Raw genomic sequence first — 17,439 nt, forward strand, 5'->3', positions numbered from 1 at the left:
AACTGACAGGAATTGGGCGGCGACTGGTTGCCGCCCAAGCCCTATATGAAAAATGCGGTTAGGCGGCGCGCTTCTTTTCGATCTGCGGCCCAAGAGCAAGACCGATCGGAATGCGCCGAGGCTTCATGGCCTCGGGAATTTCCCTCACGAGCTTGATCTGCAGCAGACCATTCTCGAATGTCGCGCCTTCGACTTTGACGTAGTCGGCGAGATTGAAGGTCCGCTTGAACGGGCGCGCCGAGATTCCCTGATACAGGTAATCCTTGTTGGCTGCTTCCGTCTTGCGTCCTTCAATGGAGAGTACGTTCTGTTCGGCCGTCACCGCAATTTCATCTGGCGAAAAACCAGCTAGCGCCAGTGATATCTGGTAGCGGTCTTCAGACTGCCGCTCGATGTTGTATGGCGGATAGTGATCCTCGCCCTCGGTGCGTTGCGCCGCATCAAAGAGGTCGAAAAGATGGTCGTATCCGATGGTGGATCGCGACAGGGGTGCAAAATTATAAGCTCTCATAGCCAAATCCTCCTTGGAGCAAGATGGATACGAGCGGACGTCGGACACCAGCCAGCGCCCGTCTCAGTCCTCGAGCCCTTTACGGCGCTCAAGACCGCTTCTTCAGCGGCAAAAATCAAATTAAAAAAACCGCTGTAGATTTCAAGAGGGCACGGTGAAAGTTTTTAGCGCCTCTATAGCACCCATGGTTCCCTTGAGTGATGCTCGGCAGCATGGCGTGATTGTCGGCACTGCTATGAGGCTTGCTCTTCCTCATCATCTTGTGGGGTGAGAAGTTCGACCAGTTCGGCGGTCCGGCCGCTGGGCAGCGCCCGGCCTTCGTTGATCAGCGCTTCATCGTTGTTCATCCATGCCCAAGCCTGGGCCAATTCCTCGATTGTCACCTCGGTCGCGATGATTTCGGTCACCAAAATCTCGTCGGTGGGCCCGATAACGGAAAGAACATCGTCGTGCGTGAGAGCCATTTTTGGATTCCTTCGTTCACGAGCCGCTGATCACGAACGAGACCAAGTCATAAACGTTCCAGGAGAGCGGATGCCGGCTCGATTATCGCGATTTCCTCTTGACGGATGTCGAGCTGTACCCAAATCACAATCGCCATCTGCTGAAGAAGGGATGGTTTTCCAAAGGGCGTCAGCTCTTTGGCGCCCTTGTATCCATGTTGCTTCCAAGGAGGATATGGCTATGAGAAACACCTTCGACTTTGCTCCTCTGTTCCGATCGACGATCGGGTTCGATCGCATGCTCGATACGCTGGAGTCCGCGAGCCGCGTGACATCGATCGATACGTGGCCACCCTATGACATCGTCAGGAAGAGTGGAGACGACTACCGCATCAGCATGGCGGTGGCCGGCTTGACCGAGAATGATCTGACGATCACGCAGGAGCAGAACATGCTCCTGATCGCGGGCCAGAAGTCGGACCAGGATGAAGCGAACGGACAGTATCTGCATCGCGGTATTGCCGCGCGAGCCTTCCGGCGCCGCTTTGAACTCGCCGACCACGTAAAGGTCGTGAGCGCGAACCTAGTGAACGGTCTGCTGACTATCGAGCTGAAGCGAGAGCTTCCGGAAGAGATGAAGCCGCGCCGCATCGCCATCGCCGCGGGCGAGGCGCCGCCGAAGGCCGGTAACCAGATCGAGACCGAGAAGCAGGCCGCCTGAAGCCTCCCGATTGGCGGAGTTTTCGCAAGGCGTCGGATCGTGTGCCCCGACGCCAACAGGCTTTGCAAACCGACAGCAACAGCAAGGAGATAATCATGAGTGTCCGTGATCTGATTCCGTGGGGTCGCTCCAACAATCAGGTTCCTACGGTATTTCGCGACGACGATCGCAACCCGTTCCTCTCGCTGCATCGGGAGATGAACCGGCTGTTCGACGATGTCTTCCGTGGCTTCGATAGTCGCCTGCCGGCGTTCGGCTCGCTGTCATCTTTCAACGGAGCCTGGCCGAACGTCGAGATCTCCGACAGTGACAAGGAGATTAAGGTAACGGCCGAAATTCCCGGTCTCGAAGAAAAGGATCTCGAGGTGCTCTTCAACGACGGCGTGCTGACGCTGAAGGGCGAGAAGCGGTCTGAGGCCGAGGACAAAGAGAAGCAGTTCTCTGAGCGCTTCTATGGCCGCTTCGAGCGGCGCATCCCGCTCGGGGTTGAGGTCGAGGATGACAAGATCGAGGCGCACTTCAAGAACGGTGTGCTGAACATCGTGCTTCCCAAGAGCCCGAAGGCTCAGTCACAGGTGAAGCGCATCGCGATCAAGAGCTGATGCCTCGCGTCGGATCGGCGGCAGCCCACATCAGGCACCGCCGACCGCACCCTTCGCCAACAAAGTGGGTATGAACGATGCCACGCCGACGACATCACCGAGGCTGTTCCATCTGGACCCTAGTTGGAGCGGTATCGCGGCGCGGAGATAAGCGTCAAACCGCGCACAGGCAGCATGGACTGGACCGAGGGCAGAGCTAGAGGGCTTGGGCGGTGACACGGCTCAGGTGCCCGGACATCGAAGACAGCGACACAACCCGACTACAAGGAGCTACACGCCCAAAGCCAGCCCGATCTCATCAGAACTCTGAAATCGCTTGGGATTCCCGCCTTGTAGGATTCCGCAAATTTCCATAGAAATCTCAAAACGGATGATTTTCGGAAAGTGCTTCGCATGGCAGCTGACATCATGACCATTGATGAAGTCGCCGACTATCTCAGCATCAACAAGAAGACCGCCTACCGCCTTGCGGCCGACAGCAAGCTGCCCGGCTTCAAGGTTGGCGGCACTTGGCGGTTTCGGCGCGTGGATATTGAGGACTGGATCGAGCGTGAAGCCAGCCCCTGAACGAATCAATTAGCCAAGCTTTCATTCTGCACGTGTACATAATCCAGTCGACCAGACAAGCGCGTCAGTTGACGGGCTCAACTTGAGGTCGTGTCAAAACCTGCATCTTTGCCGCTTTTAGTTTGTCTATTGTCCATTCGTCAGCCTCAGTCGCACGGTCGCCTGCCGCGCGTTTCCTTCGAGCCGGCGATCGATCGCGCACGAACAGCCAGGGTCAAGCAGATACGCCAGGCTGCCGGTTTACGGCCTTTCGATGTGGGATCGCCGACCAGGAGTAAACCCGCATTGACCGGGCGAATTAGCCCGCCCCCGCCCCGGCCAATGAGCTTGGCCACCCGCACGGTTTTACCCCTCGTCCTGTAGGGCGGGACGGGCCAGACCAAAAAACCAACCGGTGGCCATGGGGCCTCGCCAAAAACGACGGTGCCGCGCCACCGTTGCTTTGGTAAACCGCGCCGGGGCTACTCCGGGAGTTTTCGCTAAAAAACTCCAGATTTATCAGTATTTTCAATGTTATATGGCGGAGGGAGAGAAACTGGGTTCGAACCTTCTCCACTTTTGCGCAAATACCACGTCTAAACCCCGGATGCGGCCCGAGGAATAGCGAGAGCAGAATGACGCGCGGGGTGGCGGCGGCGGGGGACCTAACCTGGCGCCTCGTTAGCGTAAAAAGAGCTATGTTTTGAAACCACCGTGCGTCAATCAAGCTTGGCCTGCGCGAGAGATCGTGCCCCTTTTAACGGCGCTGCGGGATCAACGTGCCTCAGGTTTACAACGACGGCAAAGCTACTGCGCGGCCCGGCCTGCACCATGAGGCGGCGGCCGAAGGATCCATCGGGAACTTCTGGATTTATGACTGGTTGGCCAACGATGGCGGGAAACGCACCAATGCTCGTCTATCCATTTACCCGGCCGCCCGAGAGCCCGCAAATGGTAGGGATCACGCTGTTTGTCGCGGCGACTATTGCGCTCACTGGGACCGCTTTTGGTCAGTGCGGAAGCACGATTCAGGTGAAGGAAGGCGAAACGCTAAGTGATCTCGCCGAGCGCTGTCAGACCACGGAAGCCAGAATTCTTGACCTGAACCCAAAAATCGAAGGTTCCAAAGATCTGCGGGCAGGCATGAATCTGATCTTGGCGGCGCCCTCTGCCGGCGAAGCGGCCGCCAAGGCCCGCGAGGCCGCGGATTCGCTCTTTGCTCGTTTGAAATCTTACGCCCAAGATGCCGGACGTTCGATCGAACGAGCAACCGAGACGGCCAGCCAATCTCTCGAGGAATTTATCCAGCAGAATCCGGATCTACACCAGCGGGTTCGCAAACTCGGGCAGCGCCTGAACATTCCAGGCATGGAGAAGGTCGAAGCGCATGTGTCGCTGTCAGTCAGGAAAGGGGCCGCCGGCACTCCGGTGACTTTAATCCGCAATTGGGCTACCTTCTGGGTAAGCGCGTTGAGATTGCCGGTGGCTCGCCCGGGAGCGACTACCAAATCATCGAGTCTGCTCGCACCAGCACGGAAAGGACGCTGCAGTTTACTGTTCAGCTGCCGACGTGGGCCGACCCCCAGCTCGACTTCCTGTTCGTGATCGCCCTTCCGGAGGGCAACATCGCTGTTCGCTCTGCAACCTTCGATGTGTTGGAGAAGCGAGCTCAAAAATGAGCGCCATGTGCATCGCGCCGCTCTGCTGGACCAGGTAGTGGAGCAACTCTAACGCTTGCTTCCCGCGTTTGGCAGCGGCCAGGACGCGCTTTGGGTCGGCGGTCCAGACGAAGGGTTTGGGACTGGCGTTTGTGTCAGCGACAAAGCGGTTGATGGCGACTTGCAGTTCAACGACGGATCGGAACACGCCTCTCTTGAGGCGACGGCGCGTGAGCTTGGCGAAGAAGCCTTCGACCGCATTGAGCCAGGATGCAGAGGTCGGGGTAAAGTGGAACGTCCAGCGGGAATGGCGTGCCAGCCATTGGCGCACCTTCGGATGCTTGTGGGTTGCATAGTTGTCGATGATGGCGTGGATTACTTTCCCTGCCGGGACCTGCTCCTCGATCGTATTGAGAAAGCGAATGAACTCCTGGTGACGATGGCGCTGCATGTTGCGGCCGATGACGGTGCCGTCGAGAATGTTGAGGGTGGCGAACAGCGTGGTGGTGCCGTGACGTTTGTAGTCGTGGGTCATCGTACCGGCCCGGCCCGGCTTCATCGGCAACCCTGGCTGGGTGCGGTCGAGCGCCTGAATCTGGCTCTTTTCGTCGACCGAGAGAACGACCGCATGGGCGGGAGGATCGACATAGAGGCCAATGACGTCTTTGAGTTTCTCGGCGAACTTCGGATCGTTCGACAGCTTGAACCTGCGGATACGATGCGGCGCGAGTTGGTGGGCTTCAAGAATACGCTGCACCGAGCGCAGGCTCACCCCTGCGGCCTCGCCAGCATTCGGCCGGTCCAGTGGGTTGTTTCCCCGGCGCAGGCCCGAGCGCCAAGTCTACCACTCTCTGCACGGTGCCGGTCGGCAGCGGTGGTTTCCCGGGCTTGCGCGTCTTGTCGCGCGTCAGCCCTACGACGCCATCCGCCATGAACCGCGCCTGCCATCGCCACACCACCGGCTTCGATTTGCCCGAGCGGCGCATGATCTCGGCGGTGCCACAGCCGTCAGCGGTGGCAAGAATAATGTTGGCCCGCCACACATGTTTCTGAGGCGCGCTGCGATCCGAGACGATCGCTTCAAGCCGATGACGGTCCGCCCGGATGACTTTTATAACCATGCCTGCTCTCATGCCGAAAGCTTGAACTGCTTCGGTCGATTTGGGAATCGTCCGAATGAATCAAACCACTAGGTTGCGAGCCCGGTCGCTTGAATGCTTCGGCGCCAAATCATTGCGCTGTTTCGAAGTGCTTCGGATTCACCTTCGTCGCGGCGGCGTCAGCTTGTTCCAAGGTCACGAAGGGAAGACCATAGTAGCTCATTTCGGGACTCCAGCGACCGGTGCGTCCCGGATATGGAAACGCCACCGTTCCGATGCCCGTCCGAGCATCACGAGCTATCAGTACCGCCACCATTTGCCCCGGAGGAGCGAGCACGACGTCCTTCACGTAGCCATAGCCGAGGCCGGTCTGAAGGCGCGCATAGTCGCCAATCACCTCGCTGATGAGAAACTCGACTCCCTCCTTGGGTTCTTGAGCAAAAAGGCCGAACTGATCCGAGCGCGCGTCTGACAGATCCGCGATCAAAGCACCTGGTCGGGCCGGCTGTACCACGCTGTCCCAGGGAATGCGGAATACAAATTCGAGCGTGGTGCCGATACCGGCTTGCTCGGCGATGAGAGCCTTTACCGAGCCATCGTCGGCAAGAACGATATTGCGAACCTGCCCCAGGTACCCGCCTTTTTTCGAGAATACTCGGCTTTCCAGGATGCTGGATGCGCAGATTCCGTTGTAAAGTGTCTCCGCCACCAGCTTATCTGCTTTCATCTCCTTCGGCTGCGCGACCGCGGGCGGCGACGCAAAGCCGATCACAGCTGCAATCATGCATAAGACGATTCCCATAAGTTTCGCCACCGGAGCACTCCCAAAGATGCTTGCAGGTGAGCAATAATGCGCCACGGACCTGTGAGGTTCCTGCACGTCCACCGCCTCAAACTCCTCAACTCCATGCGATCGTGAGCATCCGCCATTCACCAAAAACAGATGGCGATCGAATCGAGCTGTCTGCCTGCTATGATCGGGGGCGGCGCAGCCGTCAGTCTCAATCGTCACGCGCAACTCGCCTCGCGCCGCCGCAAGGCGCAACAACTCCGGTATTTACCACGCTCCCCGACATCCCTTCACTGCGCCCCGCAGCTTGGAAAAATACCAGTCCCGCGCCTCGTTCCGACGCCAACGTCCAATCAAGCAAGAGATTTCGGGCTTGAGCGAGGGATTTGATGAAGGTTCCTGCTTTGCGTTTCTGCTACTCGGAAGAAGCGCGGACGCAACCGTTCATTGCCCCCTAAGATAGGTCGGGGAACGTAAGCAAAACCGGGAAGTTACAGATGCAGTGCGCCGCACTACCAAGTGCTAGCCGGGCGGGACCGCTCGCAAACGCCGCGTGGCCGCCGCGTCGTGGTTCCCAGCCGGATCGTCCAACAAAAAGATGGGGTCCGTGCAATCTGAATCGATGTCCGACTGGGTCTTCTTCCGCCGCGTGCTTGTCGTCCTGGCGACGATGGCAGTCGTCTACCTGGTCTGGCGGATCGCCGCGCTATTTTTCCTATTCTTCGCCGCTGTCTTGATTGCGGTCCTTCTCGCCGGGCTTGCTGGATTGGTCGCGAAGTTCACGTCGATGTCGCGCGGCTACGCTCTGGCCGCAAGCAGCGTGACGGTGGCTGCCGTCGTGATGGCCATCCTGGGCCTCTTCGGAACGCAGCTCGCCAGCCAGATTTCAGACGTCTTCGCACGTCTTCCCGAGGCGATCGAAGCTGGCGGTGAGCAGCTTGGGATTCACAATGCGTTCGAACAGATCAAGCAAGCGATCTCGGCGGAAGGTGGCGGCCAGCTGTTGTCGAGGGTTGCGAGTCTCGGCTACACCGCGATAGGCGTGGCGACGGACCTCGTCTTAATCATCGTAGTAGCGGTCTACCTGGCAGCCGATCCGCGGCTATACCGCGCGGGCATGATCAAGCTCTTTCCTCCCGAGCAGCACGAGCGGGTCGGAGATGCTCTGAATGTCACCGCCTCCGCATTGCGCCTCTGGTTTCTCGGCCAGTTGGTCTCGATGGTTCTGGTTGGTGTGCTCTCCGGGGTCGCATTCTGGGCGATCGGACTGCCATCGCCGCTCGGCCTCGCACTCGTCGCCGCCGCGACCAATTTCGTCCCGATGATCGGTCCGCTTATCGGAGCCATACCGGCATTACTGTTCGCCGTTACGCAGGATCTCGCCACCGCATTCTGGACGATGGTCGCCGTGCTTGCCGTTCAGCAGTTCGAGGGTAACCTCATTACGCCCATGGTGCAGCGCCGCGCAGTCGACATTCCTCCTGCCTTGATGTTGTTGGGAATTGCGGCTTTCGGCTTACTCGGGGGGATCGACGGCATCATCTTCGCAGTTCCGCTCACAGTCGTGATCATGGTTCTGGTACAGAAGCTATGGATTCGCGAAACGTTGGGTGAGAAGACAACGATCCCTGGGGAGGCCTGAGTAGTCAGCGCTAGCGGCGGTTTTTCTTTTACTTCAGCTATGGTCTCCTTCACCGGGAAAAAGTGCAGCTGGCATACAAGAGGACCCGCGCCTAAAAAGCTACAATTCGCGGCAACCACAATTACCGCTGCTGGGAAACTCCGCAAAGTTTCACCTATCGCGCAATAGCGCCTTAACCTGATCAATGCGAGCGGCCCGGCACAACTGCGCTCCCAAGAGGGAGCGTCGCAGCCGGCAAAGCGAGGTGAATCAGCTATTAATGTTTGGCATTAGTGGTGGCGCGCCTCCAGTTAGAAGCATACCGGTGACATGTTCAACCTTCATGATCGTGACAGCTTCCAGGCGGTGATGTCGCGCGAGAAGCCATTGAGGATGGTTGACGAACCGGATGATCTTCAGCTCCTCGAAGACGGCGTAGCTCATCCGTTGTTCCTCCATCCACGAGCATGCTTTTCTTCAGCAGCCGCAGTTCTCGCTCCTGCTTGGCGACGACTTCCTTTAGGTCGCGGGTCTCCTTGCGAAGTATCTTCACCTCGTCGCTGGTGGCCGCGCGGGCCCTGTCTCCAGCCAGCCGCTTCGTGCCTCTTCGAGGGAAACGATGTAGCGATCCCAAGTTCCATATCGTTCCCGGATCGCGCCCCGCCGGAAGCTCAGCGCAATGAGCATGAGGCCAATAGTAATACTCCCAATGCGATGAGTTGCACCGGCCTCAAGCAGAAAGGGCGTGACCAATAGCGATGCACCCAGCGGGATGAGGCAATAGCGTAGCGGCCGCGCCACTTCCGCTGCGGCAAGTGAAATAATCGTCAGCGCGAGCAATCCGATGAGATGATCGGCATCGGCCATCGCTCCTTCCGCGCCAAAGGTCAGCCGTGTGAACAAGAGGGACGCTGCCAGCACGGCAGCCAGGGCCAGATTCCACGGTAGGTTGACTCCGCCTGCCAACATATCGCGAAGCACGGCGCCGGATGCGCGCTCGAACTCATCAGTGCGTTCGCCACGATGGCCCTGATCGGTATCCCCGAACAGAAATACTCGGAGCCACGACCGCCCGGCTTTCGCCCGCCGCCGCACGAACTGGATCGTAGCGAGCAACTCGTCGAGCGAATATGGGATCTCGGCTCAAAGTCCAAACCGATGTAGGCGCGACGTTTAAAAAAGCAAACGCAGAATTCAAAGGACTTTACCAGCAAGTCGTTCAATCATGGCCGCTCATTGTTCTCTCAATCTGCATAATAGCCATCGCGTGGCTTCTCGCCAAGTTGGTGGCGCTGCTTGCGCATCACTTCCTCTCTCGCCGTGTTACCTCGCCACTTTTGCTCACGGTAATGGTGCGAGCTTTCTCCGTCCCAGTATTTCTTGTCGGCGTCTACTTTATTCTTCAGGTGGCGGGACTCACACGGTTGGCTCTTACTGTTCTGGGAGGACCGGGCCTCTGAGGTGGACCCGCTTGGTGAGACAGTTTGGCGGCCTGGCTAAGGTGGATCGGGTTCGTTTCTACGCCGCCAATTGCTCCGTCATTTCCGCCATAGCATGGACTTCGTCGGGCGTCCTGCCGGCGAAGGTCGAGTGCGGGCGTCGCCGGTTGTAATAGTCTATCCAGGAGCCGATGCCGCAGCGGGCTTGGCTTCCCGTTTCGAATGTGCTGAGGAAGACGCACTCATATTTGAGGCTGCGCCACAGTCGTTCGATGAAGACGTTGTCCATCCAGCGGCCGCGCCCGTCCATGGAGATGCGGATGCCGGCATCCTTCAGCGTCGTCGTGAAGGCGAAGCTAGTGAACTGCGAGCCTTGGTCGGTGTTGAAGATGTCGGGCCTGCCATGGCAGGCGATCGCCTCTTCGAGAGCGGCAACACAGAAGTCGGCATCCATCGTGTTCGACAACCGCCAGGCCAGGACCTTGCGGCTGAACCAGTCCATGATGGCCACGAGGTAAAGGAAGCCGCGCCGCATCGGGATATAGGTCACATCGGCACACCAAACGTGATCCGGCCGCTCGATCGCCAGGTGCCGCAGCAGGTAGGGATAGATGCGATGCTGCGGATGCGGCTCGCTGGTTCTCGGCGCCTGGTAGATCGGCGACAGACCGATCTTGCGCATCAGCCGCCGGACCCGCTTGCGACCCACGCACCAGCCCTGACGCCGCAGATGCCGGGCCATCTGCCGGGAGCCATACCAGGGCGTCTCCATGAAGGCCTCGTCGATGGTGCGCATCAGTTCGAGGTTCTCGGGCGTCTCGCCGGCGGGCTGTCGGTAGAACGACGCCCGCGAGATCGAGACCAGTTCGCACTGGCGGCGGATCGAGAGCCGGTTGTGATCGGGGTCAATCATCATTCTCCTCCGATCCAGGCTCAGCGATCGAAGGCCTTGGCCAAAAAATCCCGCTCAACGACAAGCTGGCCAATCTTGGCGTGCAGCTTGGTCACCTCGGCTTCCCGGCCGACCTGCGCATCAGCAGCCTTGTCGTCGAACGTCTTGGCCAGGTTCTCGATGGCCTGCCGTTTCCACTGCGTAATCTGGTTCGGATGAAGCTGGTGCTTTGTCGCCAGTTCCGAAATCGTCCGCTCGCCACGGATCGCCTCAAGCGCAACCTTGGCCTTGAACTCAGCCGTAAATCGTCTGCGTGTCTTCATACCGGATCGTCCTTTTCATCGGGCGATCCACCTTATGCCCCTGTCTCAGAAACCGGCACCACCTCACTCATCGGTATAATAATTGGATTCGCCTTCCGCGACATCGCTGAAAACTTCCTTGCCAGCCTCCTGCTCAGCATCCGAAACCCCTTCCGAAGCGACGACCTCGTTGAAGTCGCCGGACACACGGGAATTGTTCAAAACCTGAATACACGAACAACCATCCTGCTCAGCTTAGTGGAAGTCACGTGCAGATTCCAAATGCAATCGTGTACAAAAACACCATCGAAAACTTCAGTAGCAATCCGACTCGTCGTGCGACCTTCACCATTGGCATCGGCTATGAGTCGTCGGCAGCTATAGCTCAGAAGCTAGTTTCTCAAGTTCTACATGAGCATCCCGCTGTGTTAGATGCTCCCGAGCCACTGAACCGCCCCGGGTTTGCCGGAGGCTCCAACTCCTGAGAGGATGGAGCCATGACAAGCAAGACGACGAACAAGTTTTCACCGGAGGTTCGGGCCCGAGCGGTTCGAATGGTTTTGGATCACGGCAGCGAGTATCCGTCCCGCTGGGCTGCGATTGAGGCGATAGCCCCCAAGATTGGCTGTTCCGGCCATACCCTGCTGGAATGGGTGAAGAAGGCGGAGATCGACAGCGGCAAGCGAGCAGGCGTCCCAACGGACGTGGCGGAGAAGCTGAAGGCGCTTGAGCGTGAGAACCGCGAGCTTCGGCAAGCCAATGAGATTCTGCGCAAGGCAAGCGCTTATTTTGCGACGGCGGAGCTCGACCGCCGGTCCAAGCCATGATCGCCTTCATCGACGATCATCGCGCGGCGCATGGGGTCGAGCCGATCTGCAAGGTTCTGTCGATCGCCCCCTCGACCTATCATGCCCATGTCGCCAAACGGCGTGATCCCGCCAAGCTGTCGGCGCGCGCCAGGCAGGATGTCATCCTGAAGATCGAGGTCCGGCGCGTCTTCGATGAGAACTTCCGCGTCTATGGCGTGCGCAAGATCTGGCGGCAACTCAAGCGCGAAGGCTTCGATATCGCCCGTTGTACGGTGTCACGATTGATGCGGACCATGGGCTTGCACGGTGTTATCCGCGGCAAGTCGGTCAGGACCACGATCGGCGACAAGGCGGCGCCATGCCCGCTGGATCACGTCAACCGCCAGTTCAAGGCGTCGAGGCCGAATGCGCTTTGGCTCTCCGACTTCACCTATGTTGCCACCTGGACCGGCTTCATCTATGTCGCCTTCGTCATCGACGCCTATGCCCGCAGGATCGTCGGCTGGCGGGCATCACGTTCGGCGCACGCCGGCTTCGTGCTCGATGCGCTGGAGCAAGCCCTGCACGATCGACGGCCGGTCCATCGCGGCGGGCTCGTACACCACAGCGACAGAGGAAGTCAGTACGTATCCATCAAGTACACCGAGCGCCTGGCTGAAGCTGGCATCGAGCCGTCTGTCGGCAGTGTCGGCGATTCCTACGATAATGCTCTCGCCGAAACCATCAACGGCCTCTACAAAGCTGAGGTGATCCACCGACGCGGACCGTGGCGTAGCTTCGAGGCCGTCGAGTTCGCAACGCTGGAATGGGTCGATTGGTTCAACAACCGACGGCTCTTGGAGCCCATCGGAAACATCCCGCCCGCCGAAGCCGAGCAACGCTACTACGCCATGCTGGAACAATCGGCCATGGCGGCATAACTTAAACCAAACGGCCTCCGGCAAACCCGGGGCGGTTCAGACCTCTTGCGTTGCCGTGAAGCGTAACCGCACGTGTAACCCATCTTTTAATGGCAGCACGCGTAACCAATTTGCCTCCTTTGAGGCAATTTGAACGCGTGCGAATGACATCGACGTTCACTTTTGCACTCTGACGGAAAAATGGCCTCCATGGGCGTCAAAGCCTCTTCAGCCCGTGGATATCGTTGAGCTGGGACGGGACCGCTTCCAATCATGGTCGAGCCCGCGCCGAAATACAGCGTCGCATTCAACACTCTATCGCCTTTATGGCTTATTCGGTTCTTCGAAATCGCTTTCGAAGCGCAGGTGCTTCACGCTTCGGCCATGACGCCGCACGAGTTTGAGGGCCTCTATCCCAATCTTGATGTGTGTTTCAACATAGTTCTCGGTCACAGCTAAATCCGACGCTTCGGTTTTCACACCTTCAGGGATCATAGGCTGGTCGGACACGAGAAGCAGCGCTCCGGTGGGGATGCGATTGGCAAATCCCGCAGCAAAGATAGTCGCAGTCTCCATGTCGATCGCCATGCTCCGTGTGCGACGCAACCGCTCCTTGAAAGCATCATCATGCTCCCAGACGCGACGGTTTGTTGTGTACACGGTGCCTGTCCAATAATCATGACCCAGGTCGCGGATCATGGTTGACACTGCGCGCTGCAGTTGGAATGCGGGCAGCGCAGGAACCTCCAGCGGAAGATAATCGTTCGAAGTGCCTTCGCCGCGAATGGCCGCAATGGGCAAGATCAGATCGCCCCTCTGATTCTTGCGTTTCAATCCGCCGCACTTTCCGAGAAATAAAACAGCCTTTGGGGAAATGGCGCCCAAGAGGTCTATCACGGTCGCGGCATTAGGGCTTCCCATACCGAAATTGATCAAAGTAATACCATCGGCAGTCGCGTTAGGCATCGGTCGATCCATTCCCTTGATCGATACGTCGTACTGAGCGGCGAACCAGGCGACGTAGGTGCCGAAATTCGTCAAGAGAACATATTGTCCAAATTCACTAAGCGGCGTGCCCGTGTAACGCGGCAGCCAATTTTCGACGATCTCTCTTTTCTCTTTCAGTTTCTTCTCCCACGTCAAATTGTGCCCAGCACCGCTGGCTCCGTATCCGTGATGACCTGATAAATGGTGATACTCTGTTGTACCATCGGGAGCTGCATATCAATGGGACATTGAGAGAGCGGGCGGACACCCCAGTCCTGACCGAAAAGTGTTTCACGAGCGCAGCAAGGCTGAGGCTCCTAAGTGGCAGGCAATGGCACGGAAAGACGCGGGCCATCTCGAACCTGTAATTGAGATTCTTGATGCCTTCCTTCCCTAAAAATCGGCGCTCATATCGAGCATAGCGCGCCCATTTTTCCACCTGATCATTCCGTATTACCTGCGGAATGCGTTATGGAGAAGCTGCCGCATCTCCCCTTCGAGAACGTCGAATACGACGTTTGGACCACTGGCAGTTCGCACCTGCAGCTACGAGAGCCTGGGTTTAGGCTTGGACTAATCGGCCACTTCCGTATCTATCCAAAGCTGCGGCTGCTGGCACCACAGAGCAGGGCGGCTCGAAACAATTCCGGTTCGACGGCCCACTCTTATGGAATCATTCGTTTCAACGCAGCGGAATCATATTTGAGCCGGATTGTCATGAGGCTAAATGCACGTAATCAATGGATCCTGCGCTCCCCTATGGATGGCGGATGGTCGTCGGCGGTCCACGGAAGCAAGCGCTGTAATGAGTATGAAGCCTCCCCAGTACGAAGATTCCACTGTAAGCGATAAATGGCTGGCCATCGCCAACCCGAGGTTTCCACAAAACTAACAAGTAAATCCTGAGCATCTCGCCGCCCGGCTTCCTTCTCGGGTTCGACCAAATAGACGGATGGCGTAACCATTTTCGAGTCGTGAACCTTCAGTTTGAGTAGAGTCCGTCGCTTACGGAGACGGTGCGAGCGGTTCGGTGGAACGCACCCTGACTGCGATCAGTGGCCGGCATAATTCGGCGGGTGGGCGCAGGCGGCTGACGGTCACGGTCACGGTCATTACGTCGGTCTTTCGTACGCCTGTTTATTGGTCCTCTTGCGCCACTTTTCCTCACCATTATCCGGCGAGGTATCGGTGCAAAGTCGCTTTGTTTCCACCTCTGGCCACGGCGTCTTCGCCCTATCGCGCCTGTCCAGGCGCTCGCTCGTTGCGACCTGCGCCTTGATGGGGCGGCTTTCGCCACCGTCGTTATCGTCCGCCACTGGAGTCTGAGGCTGATCGAACGTTCTTCCTCGTCAATCTCGCTCTCGGCCTCCTCTTCGAAGCGGCGCTCGTCGTCTCGGGCATGGCCGCTCAACTTCCATGTGCCGCACTTGGGACCCCTCTGGCCTTCGTCATGTGAGAAGGCGTCTTAGGGCTCCGTTTATGCAAAAGTTTGAAAGCGGTCTCAGTGCTTCCCACTTGGCTTCAAATTCGTTGCCGCGGCAGGGATCGTGCCCGCAAGGATTCCGACAATTCCTGTGCACAAAGCGGCGACCGCCCATTCCACTATAGAAACGCTACCGCCGGCAGCGACCGCAAGGTCGTGTATGATCTCCTCCGGCATAGCGAACCCAAAGTGGGCGAGCCCATGTATCAGAATCCCGCCTCCCACCCACAACATTGCAGCGGTGCCGATGAACGACAGCGCGGTAAGTAGCAGAGGCATCGCTCGGACAATCGCACGGCCCAAACCCGCGGCGGTTCCGCCCGACCTCCACAAGCGCAAGCCGACATCGTCCATTTTCACGATCACGCCGACCACACCATAGATCGCGATGGTGACGACGACCCCGACCAACGCCAACACCAGTGCCTGAGTGCCGATTGAGGCCTCCGCTAGCTCATTCAATGCGATGACCATTATTTCCGCTGAAAGTACAAGATCGGTTCGGATCGCGCCGCCAACCTGCCGTGCTTCAAGTTCGGCAGGGTCGTTTATCCGGGCGACTTCCTTGATCGCCTTTTCACCTCTAAGCGACTTGATAATCTTTTCGACCCCCTCGAAGCTGAGATAGACGCCCCCGAGCATCAAGATCGGCGTCAGCGCCCATTGAGCGAATGCGCTTAATATTAACGCGGCCGGCAGGATAAACAGCAGCTTGTTACGAAGAGATCCGATCGCGATCTTGGCGATGATCGGCAATTCGCGGGCGGGCGGCAGTCCAACGACATACCCTGGCGTGACCGCAGCGTCATCGATCACCACGCCTACCGTCTTGCTGCCCGCCCTTGTGGCAGCAGTCATCAGGTCGTCAGCCGATGCTGCTGCAAGTCGTGCCAGCGCGGCCACATCATCGAGTAACGCTACCAGACCGCCTGCCATGCTTCTCCTGTTGTTCGCCTCCTAGGTCACAAACCCATAAGCGGCATTCCGTTTTTGGTCGAAGGGCGATTCAAGCGTCGAGCAATGAAGGAGTAACACGGCCCGGTGCAGCAGCGTTCCAAGAGTTCGTCCCGACAGGCAGCAAATCGCGGTCAAGAATTCCATGCTAGCAGCAAGGCCGCCCCCTCAGGGCGGGGTGCACTGACAACCGGCAGATTCCGGCCAAGGTAGATAGCGGACAACAGATCAGTGAGTTTTGAGCGCTCCGGTTTAATGATCAGGGCTTTTGTCTCTGCTCCTCTGATTCTCATGTGAATCTCTCAAACCGTAGCAACTGTAGCAATGCATCCCCGCGATTGTGCAAGCTGGAGCCGCCAACCTTCGCGAGATGTAAGAAGAGCGATCCGCTATCAAGGGAGATGATGCCGGCGTCGCGGTCACAGAGGTTACGCAGTGAAAGGTTTTTCCAGCCTTTCTAAAAAGGAGCCCCAAATCGCTCGTTCGGGGATGGCTATTGCCCACGCTTGCTCAGGTGCTTAAGCCAAAAAGACGGTCTTTTTTGTGCGCCTATTTATTGAGTCCTCTTGCGTCACTTTTCCTCACCATTCCCGGGCGAGGTTAGTTGCGATGGTTACGGTAGACTGGACGCCATCGTGATGCTGATTCCCGTGGGCAATGACGAATGAACCTGCATCCCGAACCGATCGACAGAAGGGTGCGCCCCTCAGACCAGCATCTGACAGAGGAGACGAATACATGCCAGTACTCTGCGACTTTACAGTTCTGAATAAGCCAGGATCGGGTGGACTTGCGGGCCGTGACGGCAGCTTCGATCGGCCCTATGTCATTGGTGACAATCTCACTACGGCGTTCCGGCATACATTCAACACAGGGGGTCGGCACCAGTCGCCCGGCCTTCTGACCTTGATGGTGAGGCGGCTGACCCGCGGATCCGCACGAGTAGCGATCCACAGTTCGCTGAACGGCGAAGTCACCATTGGACGGATCCAGGCCAGTTCAGCATCCCATGGAGAATTTTGGCGACATGAGCAGTTCGTCATTCCCACGAATGTCCTGAGCCCACGCCTCGTCTGAGGTCAACACGCTAGTTGTCGGACGGGTCGATGATGGTCAGCCTGGCGGCGGCCAGTTCGACGACTTCGAAGTCAGGGATATTGTCTGCTTCTTCCATCAGAAAAATTGAGCCGATGTCTGCGCCGACGACTTGCGTATGGTCGGCGGCGCACTTCGTTTTCTAGGCAGCCCCGCGCTGGGCACGCGGGCGCCGCGCGACAGCAGCGCGAGTATCACATCGGTGGCGATCATGGTCTTGATCCAGTCTCGTCCATGAAGACGAGGCGCTGAGGATCAAGGCCAGGCTGCCACGATAGCCAGTATCGCCGTCGGCGGGCCACATTAAGCCGGCCTTGTTCAAGAGCGAACAGCTTTTTTTGAATCGCAGCCCCTCGTGGCGCATGAACAGCCACACCGCATGTGCGAGACCTCGACCCCGCGCGCCGCCAATGTTAGGAAAGGGCTGCGGCCGAAGTCCAGGGGACCGAAGCCACTCATCGAGATGCGCAGCTGTATATGTATGCCGCGCCTTCTTTATAAGCTCCTGTTGCTGCTATCCTCGCAGAAGCTGCTGCGCTTCCGTCCGCAGACGTGCGGCCTCCTGAACGCAGTGTTGAAGTCGCGGT

17 protein-coding genes, 3 pseudogenes and 1 other annotated feature are annotated in these 17,439 nt (G+C 58.1%); of the genes and pseudogenes, 8 read left to right on the plus strand and 12 right to left on the minus strand.

The window, feature by feature from the left end:
• Window positions 1-58 precede the first annotated feature (58 nt).
• Together ACMYR2_RS17155 and ACMYR2_RS17160 are read right to left on the minus strand one after the other, a co-directional pair.
• Entirely contained in the window at window positions 59-511 is a 453-nt protein-coding gene (locus tag ACMYR2_RS17155) for an Hsp20 family protein (protein ID WP_416193343.1), read from the minus strand.
• A gap of 233 nt (window positions 512-744) precedes the next feature.
• Window positions 745-975: a hypothetical protein gene (locus ACMYR2_RS17160; protein ID WP_416193344.1), complete on the minus strand. Its 231-nt coding sequence runs from the start codon at window positions 973-975 to the stop codon at window positions 745-747.
• A 220-nt stretch (window positions 976-1,195) separates the two neighbouring features.
• On the opposite strand from ACMYR2_RS17160, the gene ACMYR2_RS17165 reads away from it, so the two are divergent.
• From ACMYR2_RS17165 to ACMYR2_RS17180, 4 genes are all read left to right on the plus strand, one after another.
• Complete coding sequence (locus tag ACMYR2_RS17165; RefSeq protein WP_416193345.1) at window positions 1,196-1,675, plus strand: Hsp20 family protein; 480 nt, start codon at window positions 1,196-1,198, stop codon at window positions 1,673-1,675.
• 95 nt (window positions 1,676-1,770) lie between these two features.
• The gene (locus tag ACMYR2_RS17170; protein WP_416193346.1) at window positions 1,771-2,277 is read left to right on the plus strand and encodes an Hsp20/alpha crystallin family protein; all 507 of its coding nucleotides are present in this window, start codon (window positions 1,771-1,773) and stop codon (window positions 2,275-2,277) included.
• A 408-nt stretch (window positions 2,278-2,685) separates the two neighbouring features.
• Window positions 2,686-2,844 carry a helix-turn-helix domain-containing protein gene (locus tag ACMYR2_RS17175; RefSeq protein ID WP_416193347.1) on the plus strand — a complete coding sequence of 53 codons (159 nt, stop codon included), beginning with the start codon at window positions 2,686-2,688 and terminating at the stop codon, window positions 2,842-2,844.
• An 888-nt stretch (window positions 2,845-3,732) separates the two neighbouring features.
• Window positions 3,733-4,428 (plus strand): LysM peptidoglycan-binding domain-containing protein, encoded by a 696-nt coding sequence (locus ACMYR2_RS17180; RefSeq protein ID WP_416193348.1) that lies wholly within the window; start codon window positions 3,733-3,735, stop codon window positions 4,426-4,428.
• A gap of 120 nt (window positions 4,429-4,548) precedes the next feature.
• Here ACMYR2_RS17180 and ACMYR2_RS17185 read toward each other — a convergent pair.
• Window positions 4,549-5,614: pseudogene (locus tag ACMYR2_RS17185) on the minus strand (IS630 family transposase); the annotation flags it as partial.
• Window positions 5,615-5,711: 97 nt separating this feature from the next.
• On the minus strand, window positions 5,712-6,467 hold the full coding sequence (locus ACMYR2_RS17190) for a PRC-barrel domain-containing protein (RefSeq protein ID WP_416193349.1): 756 nt from the start codon (window positions 6,465-6,467) through the stop codon (window positions 5,712-5,714).
• A gap of 511 nt (window positions 6,468-6,978) precedes the next feature.
• Here ACMYR2_RS17190 and ACMYR2_RS17195 point away from each other — a divergent pair.
• Window positions 6,979-8,013: an AI-2E family transporter gene (locus ACMYR2_RS17195; RefSeq protein WP_416193350.1), complete on the plus strand. Its 1,035-nt coding sequence runs from the start codon at window positions 6,979-6,981 to the stop codon at window positions 8,011-8,013.
• Window positions 8,014-8,391: 378 nt separating this feature from the next.
• Here ACMYR2_RS17195 and ACMYR2_RS17200 read toward each other — a convergent pair.
• Both ACMYR2_RS17200 and ACMYR2_RS17205 read right to left on the minus strand, forming a co-directional pair.
• Window positions 8,392-8,608 (minus strand): annotated as a pseudogene (locus tag ACMYR2_RS17200) (IS3 family transposase); the annotation flags it as partial.
• Entirely contained in the window at window positions 8,542-9,108 is a 567-nt protein-coding gene (locus tag ACMYR2_RS17205; protein WP_416194149.1) for a hypothetical protein, read from the minus strand. The gene ACMYR2_RS17205 and the pseudogene ACMYR2_RS17200, both read right to left, overlap by 67 nt.
• A 14-nt stretch (window positions 9,109-9,122) precedes the next feature.
• Here ACMYR2_RS17205 and ACMYR2_RS17210 point away from each other — a divergent pair, with 14 nt between their 5' ends.
• Window positions 9,123-9,452, plus strand: a complete 330-nt coding sequence (locus tag ACMYR2_RS17210) for a mechanosensitive ion channel family protein (RefSeq protein ID WP_416193351.1) — start codon at window positions 9,123-9,125, stop codon at window positions 9,450-9,452.
• A 58-nt stretch (window positions 9,453-9,510) separates the two neighbouring features.
• On the opposite strand, the gene ACMYR2_RS17215 is transcribed toward ACMYR2_RS17210, so the two are convergent.
• Both ACMYR2_RS17215 and ACMYR2_RS17220 read right to left on the minus strand, forming a co-directional pair.
• A protein-coding gene (locus ACMYR2_RS17215; protein WP_416192834.1) for an IS3 family transposase occupies window positions 9,511-10,646 on the minus strand; the annotation gives its coding sequence in 2 pieces (ribosomal slippage) (window positions 9,511-10,376 and window positions 10,376-10,646; 1,137 coding nt in all).
• A gap of 63 nt (window positions 10,647-10,709) precedes the next feature.
• Window positions 10,710-10,832 carry a hypothetical protein gene (locus ACMYR2_RS17220; RefSeq protein WP_416194150.1) on the minus strand — a complete coding sequence of 41 codons (123 nt, stop codon included), beginning with the start codon at window positions 10,830-10,832 and terminating at the stop codon, window positions 10,710-10,712.
• Between ACMYR2_RS17220 and ACMYR2_RS17225 the strand changes: the two genes are divergently transcribed.
• Window positions 10,785-11,009, plus strand: a complete 225-nt coding sequence (locus ACMYR2_RS17225; RefSeq protein WP_416194124.1) for a mechanosensitive ion channel domain-containing protein — start codon at window positions 10,785-10,787, stop codon at window positions 11,007-11,009. The two genes, ACMYR2_RS17220 and ACMYR2_RS17225, sit on opposite strands and share 48 nt — an antisense overlap.
• A 113-nt stretch (window positions 11,010-11,122) precedes the next feature.
• Window positions 11,123-12,354 (plus strand): IS3 family transposase gene (locus ACMYR2_RS17230; RefSeq protein WP_086008680.1). Its coding sequence is split into 2 segments (ribosomal slippage): window positions 11,123-11,414 and window positions 11,414-12,354, totalling 1,233 coding nucleotides; the frame shifts between segments, so codons are not numbered across the junction.
• Window positions 11,407-11,523, plus strand: a sequence feature (AL1L pseudoknot). (Overlaps the previous gene by 117 nt.)
• Window positions 12,355-12,657: 303 nt before the next feature.
• Here ACMYR2_RS17230 and ACMYR2_RS17235 read toward each other — a convergent pair.
• The 4 genes and pseudogenes from ACMYR2_RS17235 to ACMYR2_RS17250 all read right to left on the minus strand — a co-directional run.
• Window positions 12,658-13,476 (minus strand): AMP nucleosidase, encoded by an 819-nt coding sequence (locus tag ACMYR2_RS17235; protein WP_009800346.1) that lies wholly within the window; start codon window positions 13,474-13,476, stop codon window positions 12,658-12,660.
• Between the two features lie 1,345 nt (window positions 13,477-14,821).
• Window positions 14,822-15,739, minus strand: coding sequence for a DUF808 domain-containing protein (locus tag ACMYR2_RS17240; RefSeq protein ID WP_297534994.1), 918 nt, complete (start codon window positions 15,737-15,739; stop codon window positions 14,822-14,824).
• Between the two features lie 1,191 nt (window positions 15,740-16,930).
• The gene (locus ACMYR2_RS17245) at window positions 16,931-17,065 is read right to left on the minus strand and encodes a hypothetical protein (RefSeq protein ID WP_009800341.1); all 135 of its coding nucleotides are present in this window, start codon (window positions 17,063-17,065) and stop codon (window positions 16,931-16,933) included.
• Between the two features lie 2 nt (window positions 17,066-17,067).
• A pseudogene (locus tag ACMYR2_RS17250) lies at window positions 17,068-17,263 on the minus strand (IS630 family transposase); the annotation flags it as partial.
• Window positions 17,264-17,439 lie beyond the last annotated feature (176 nt).

Source organism: Nitrobacter sp. TKz-YC01 (assembly GCF_047824785.1).
Classification (GTDB): Bacteria; Pseudomonadota; Alphaproteobacteria; order Rhizobiales; family Xanthobacteraceae; genus Nitrobacter.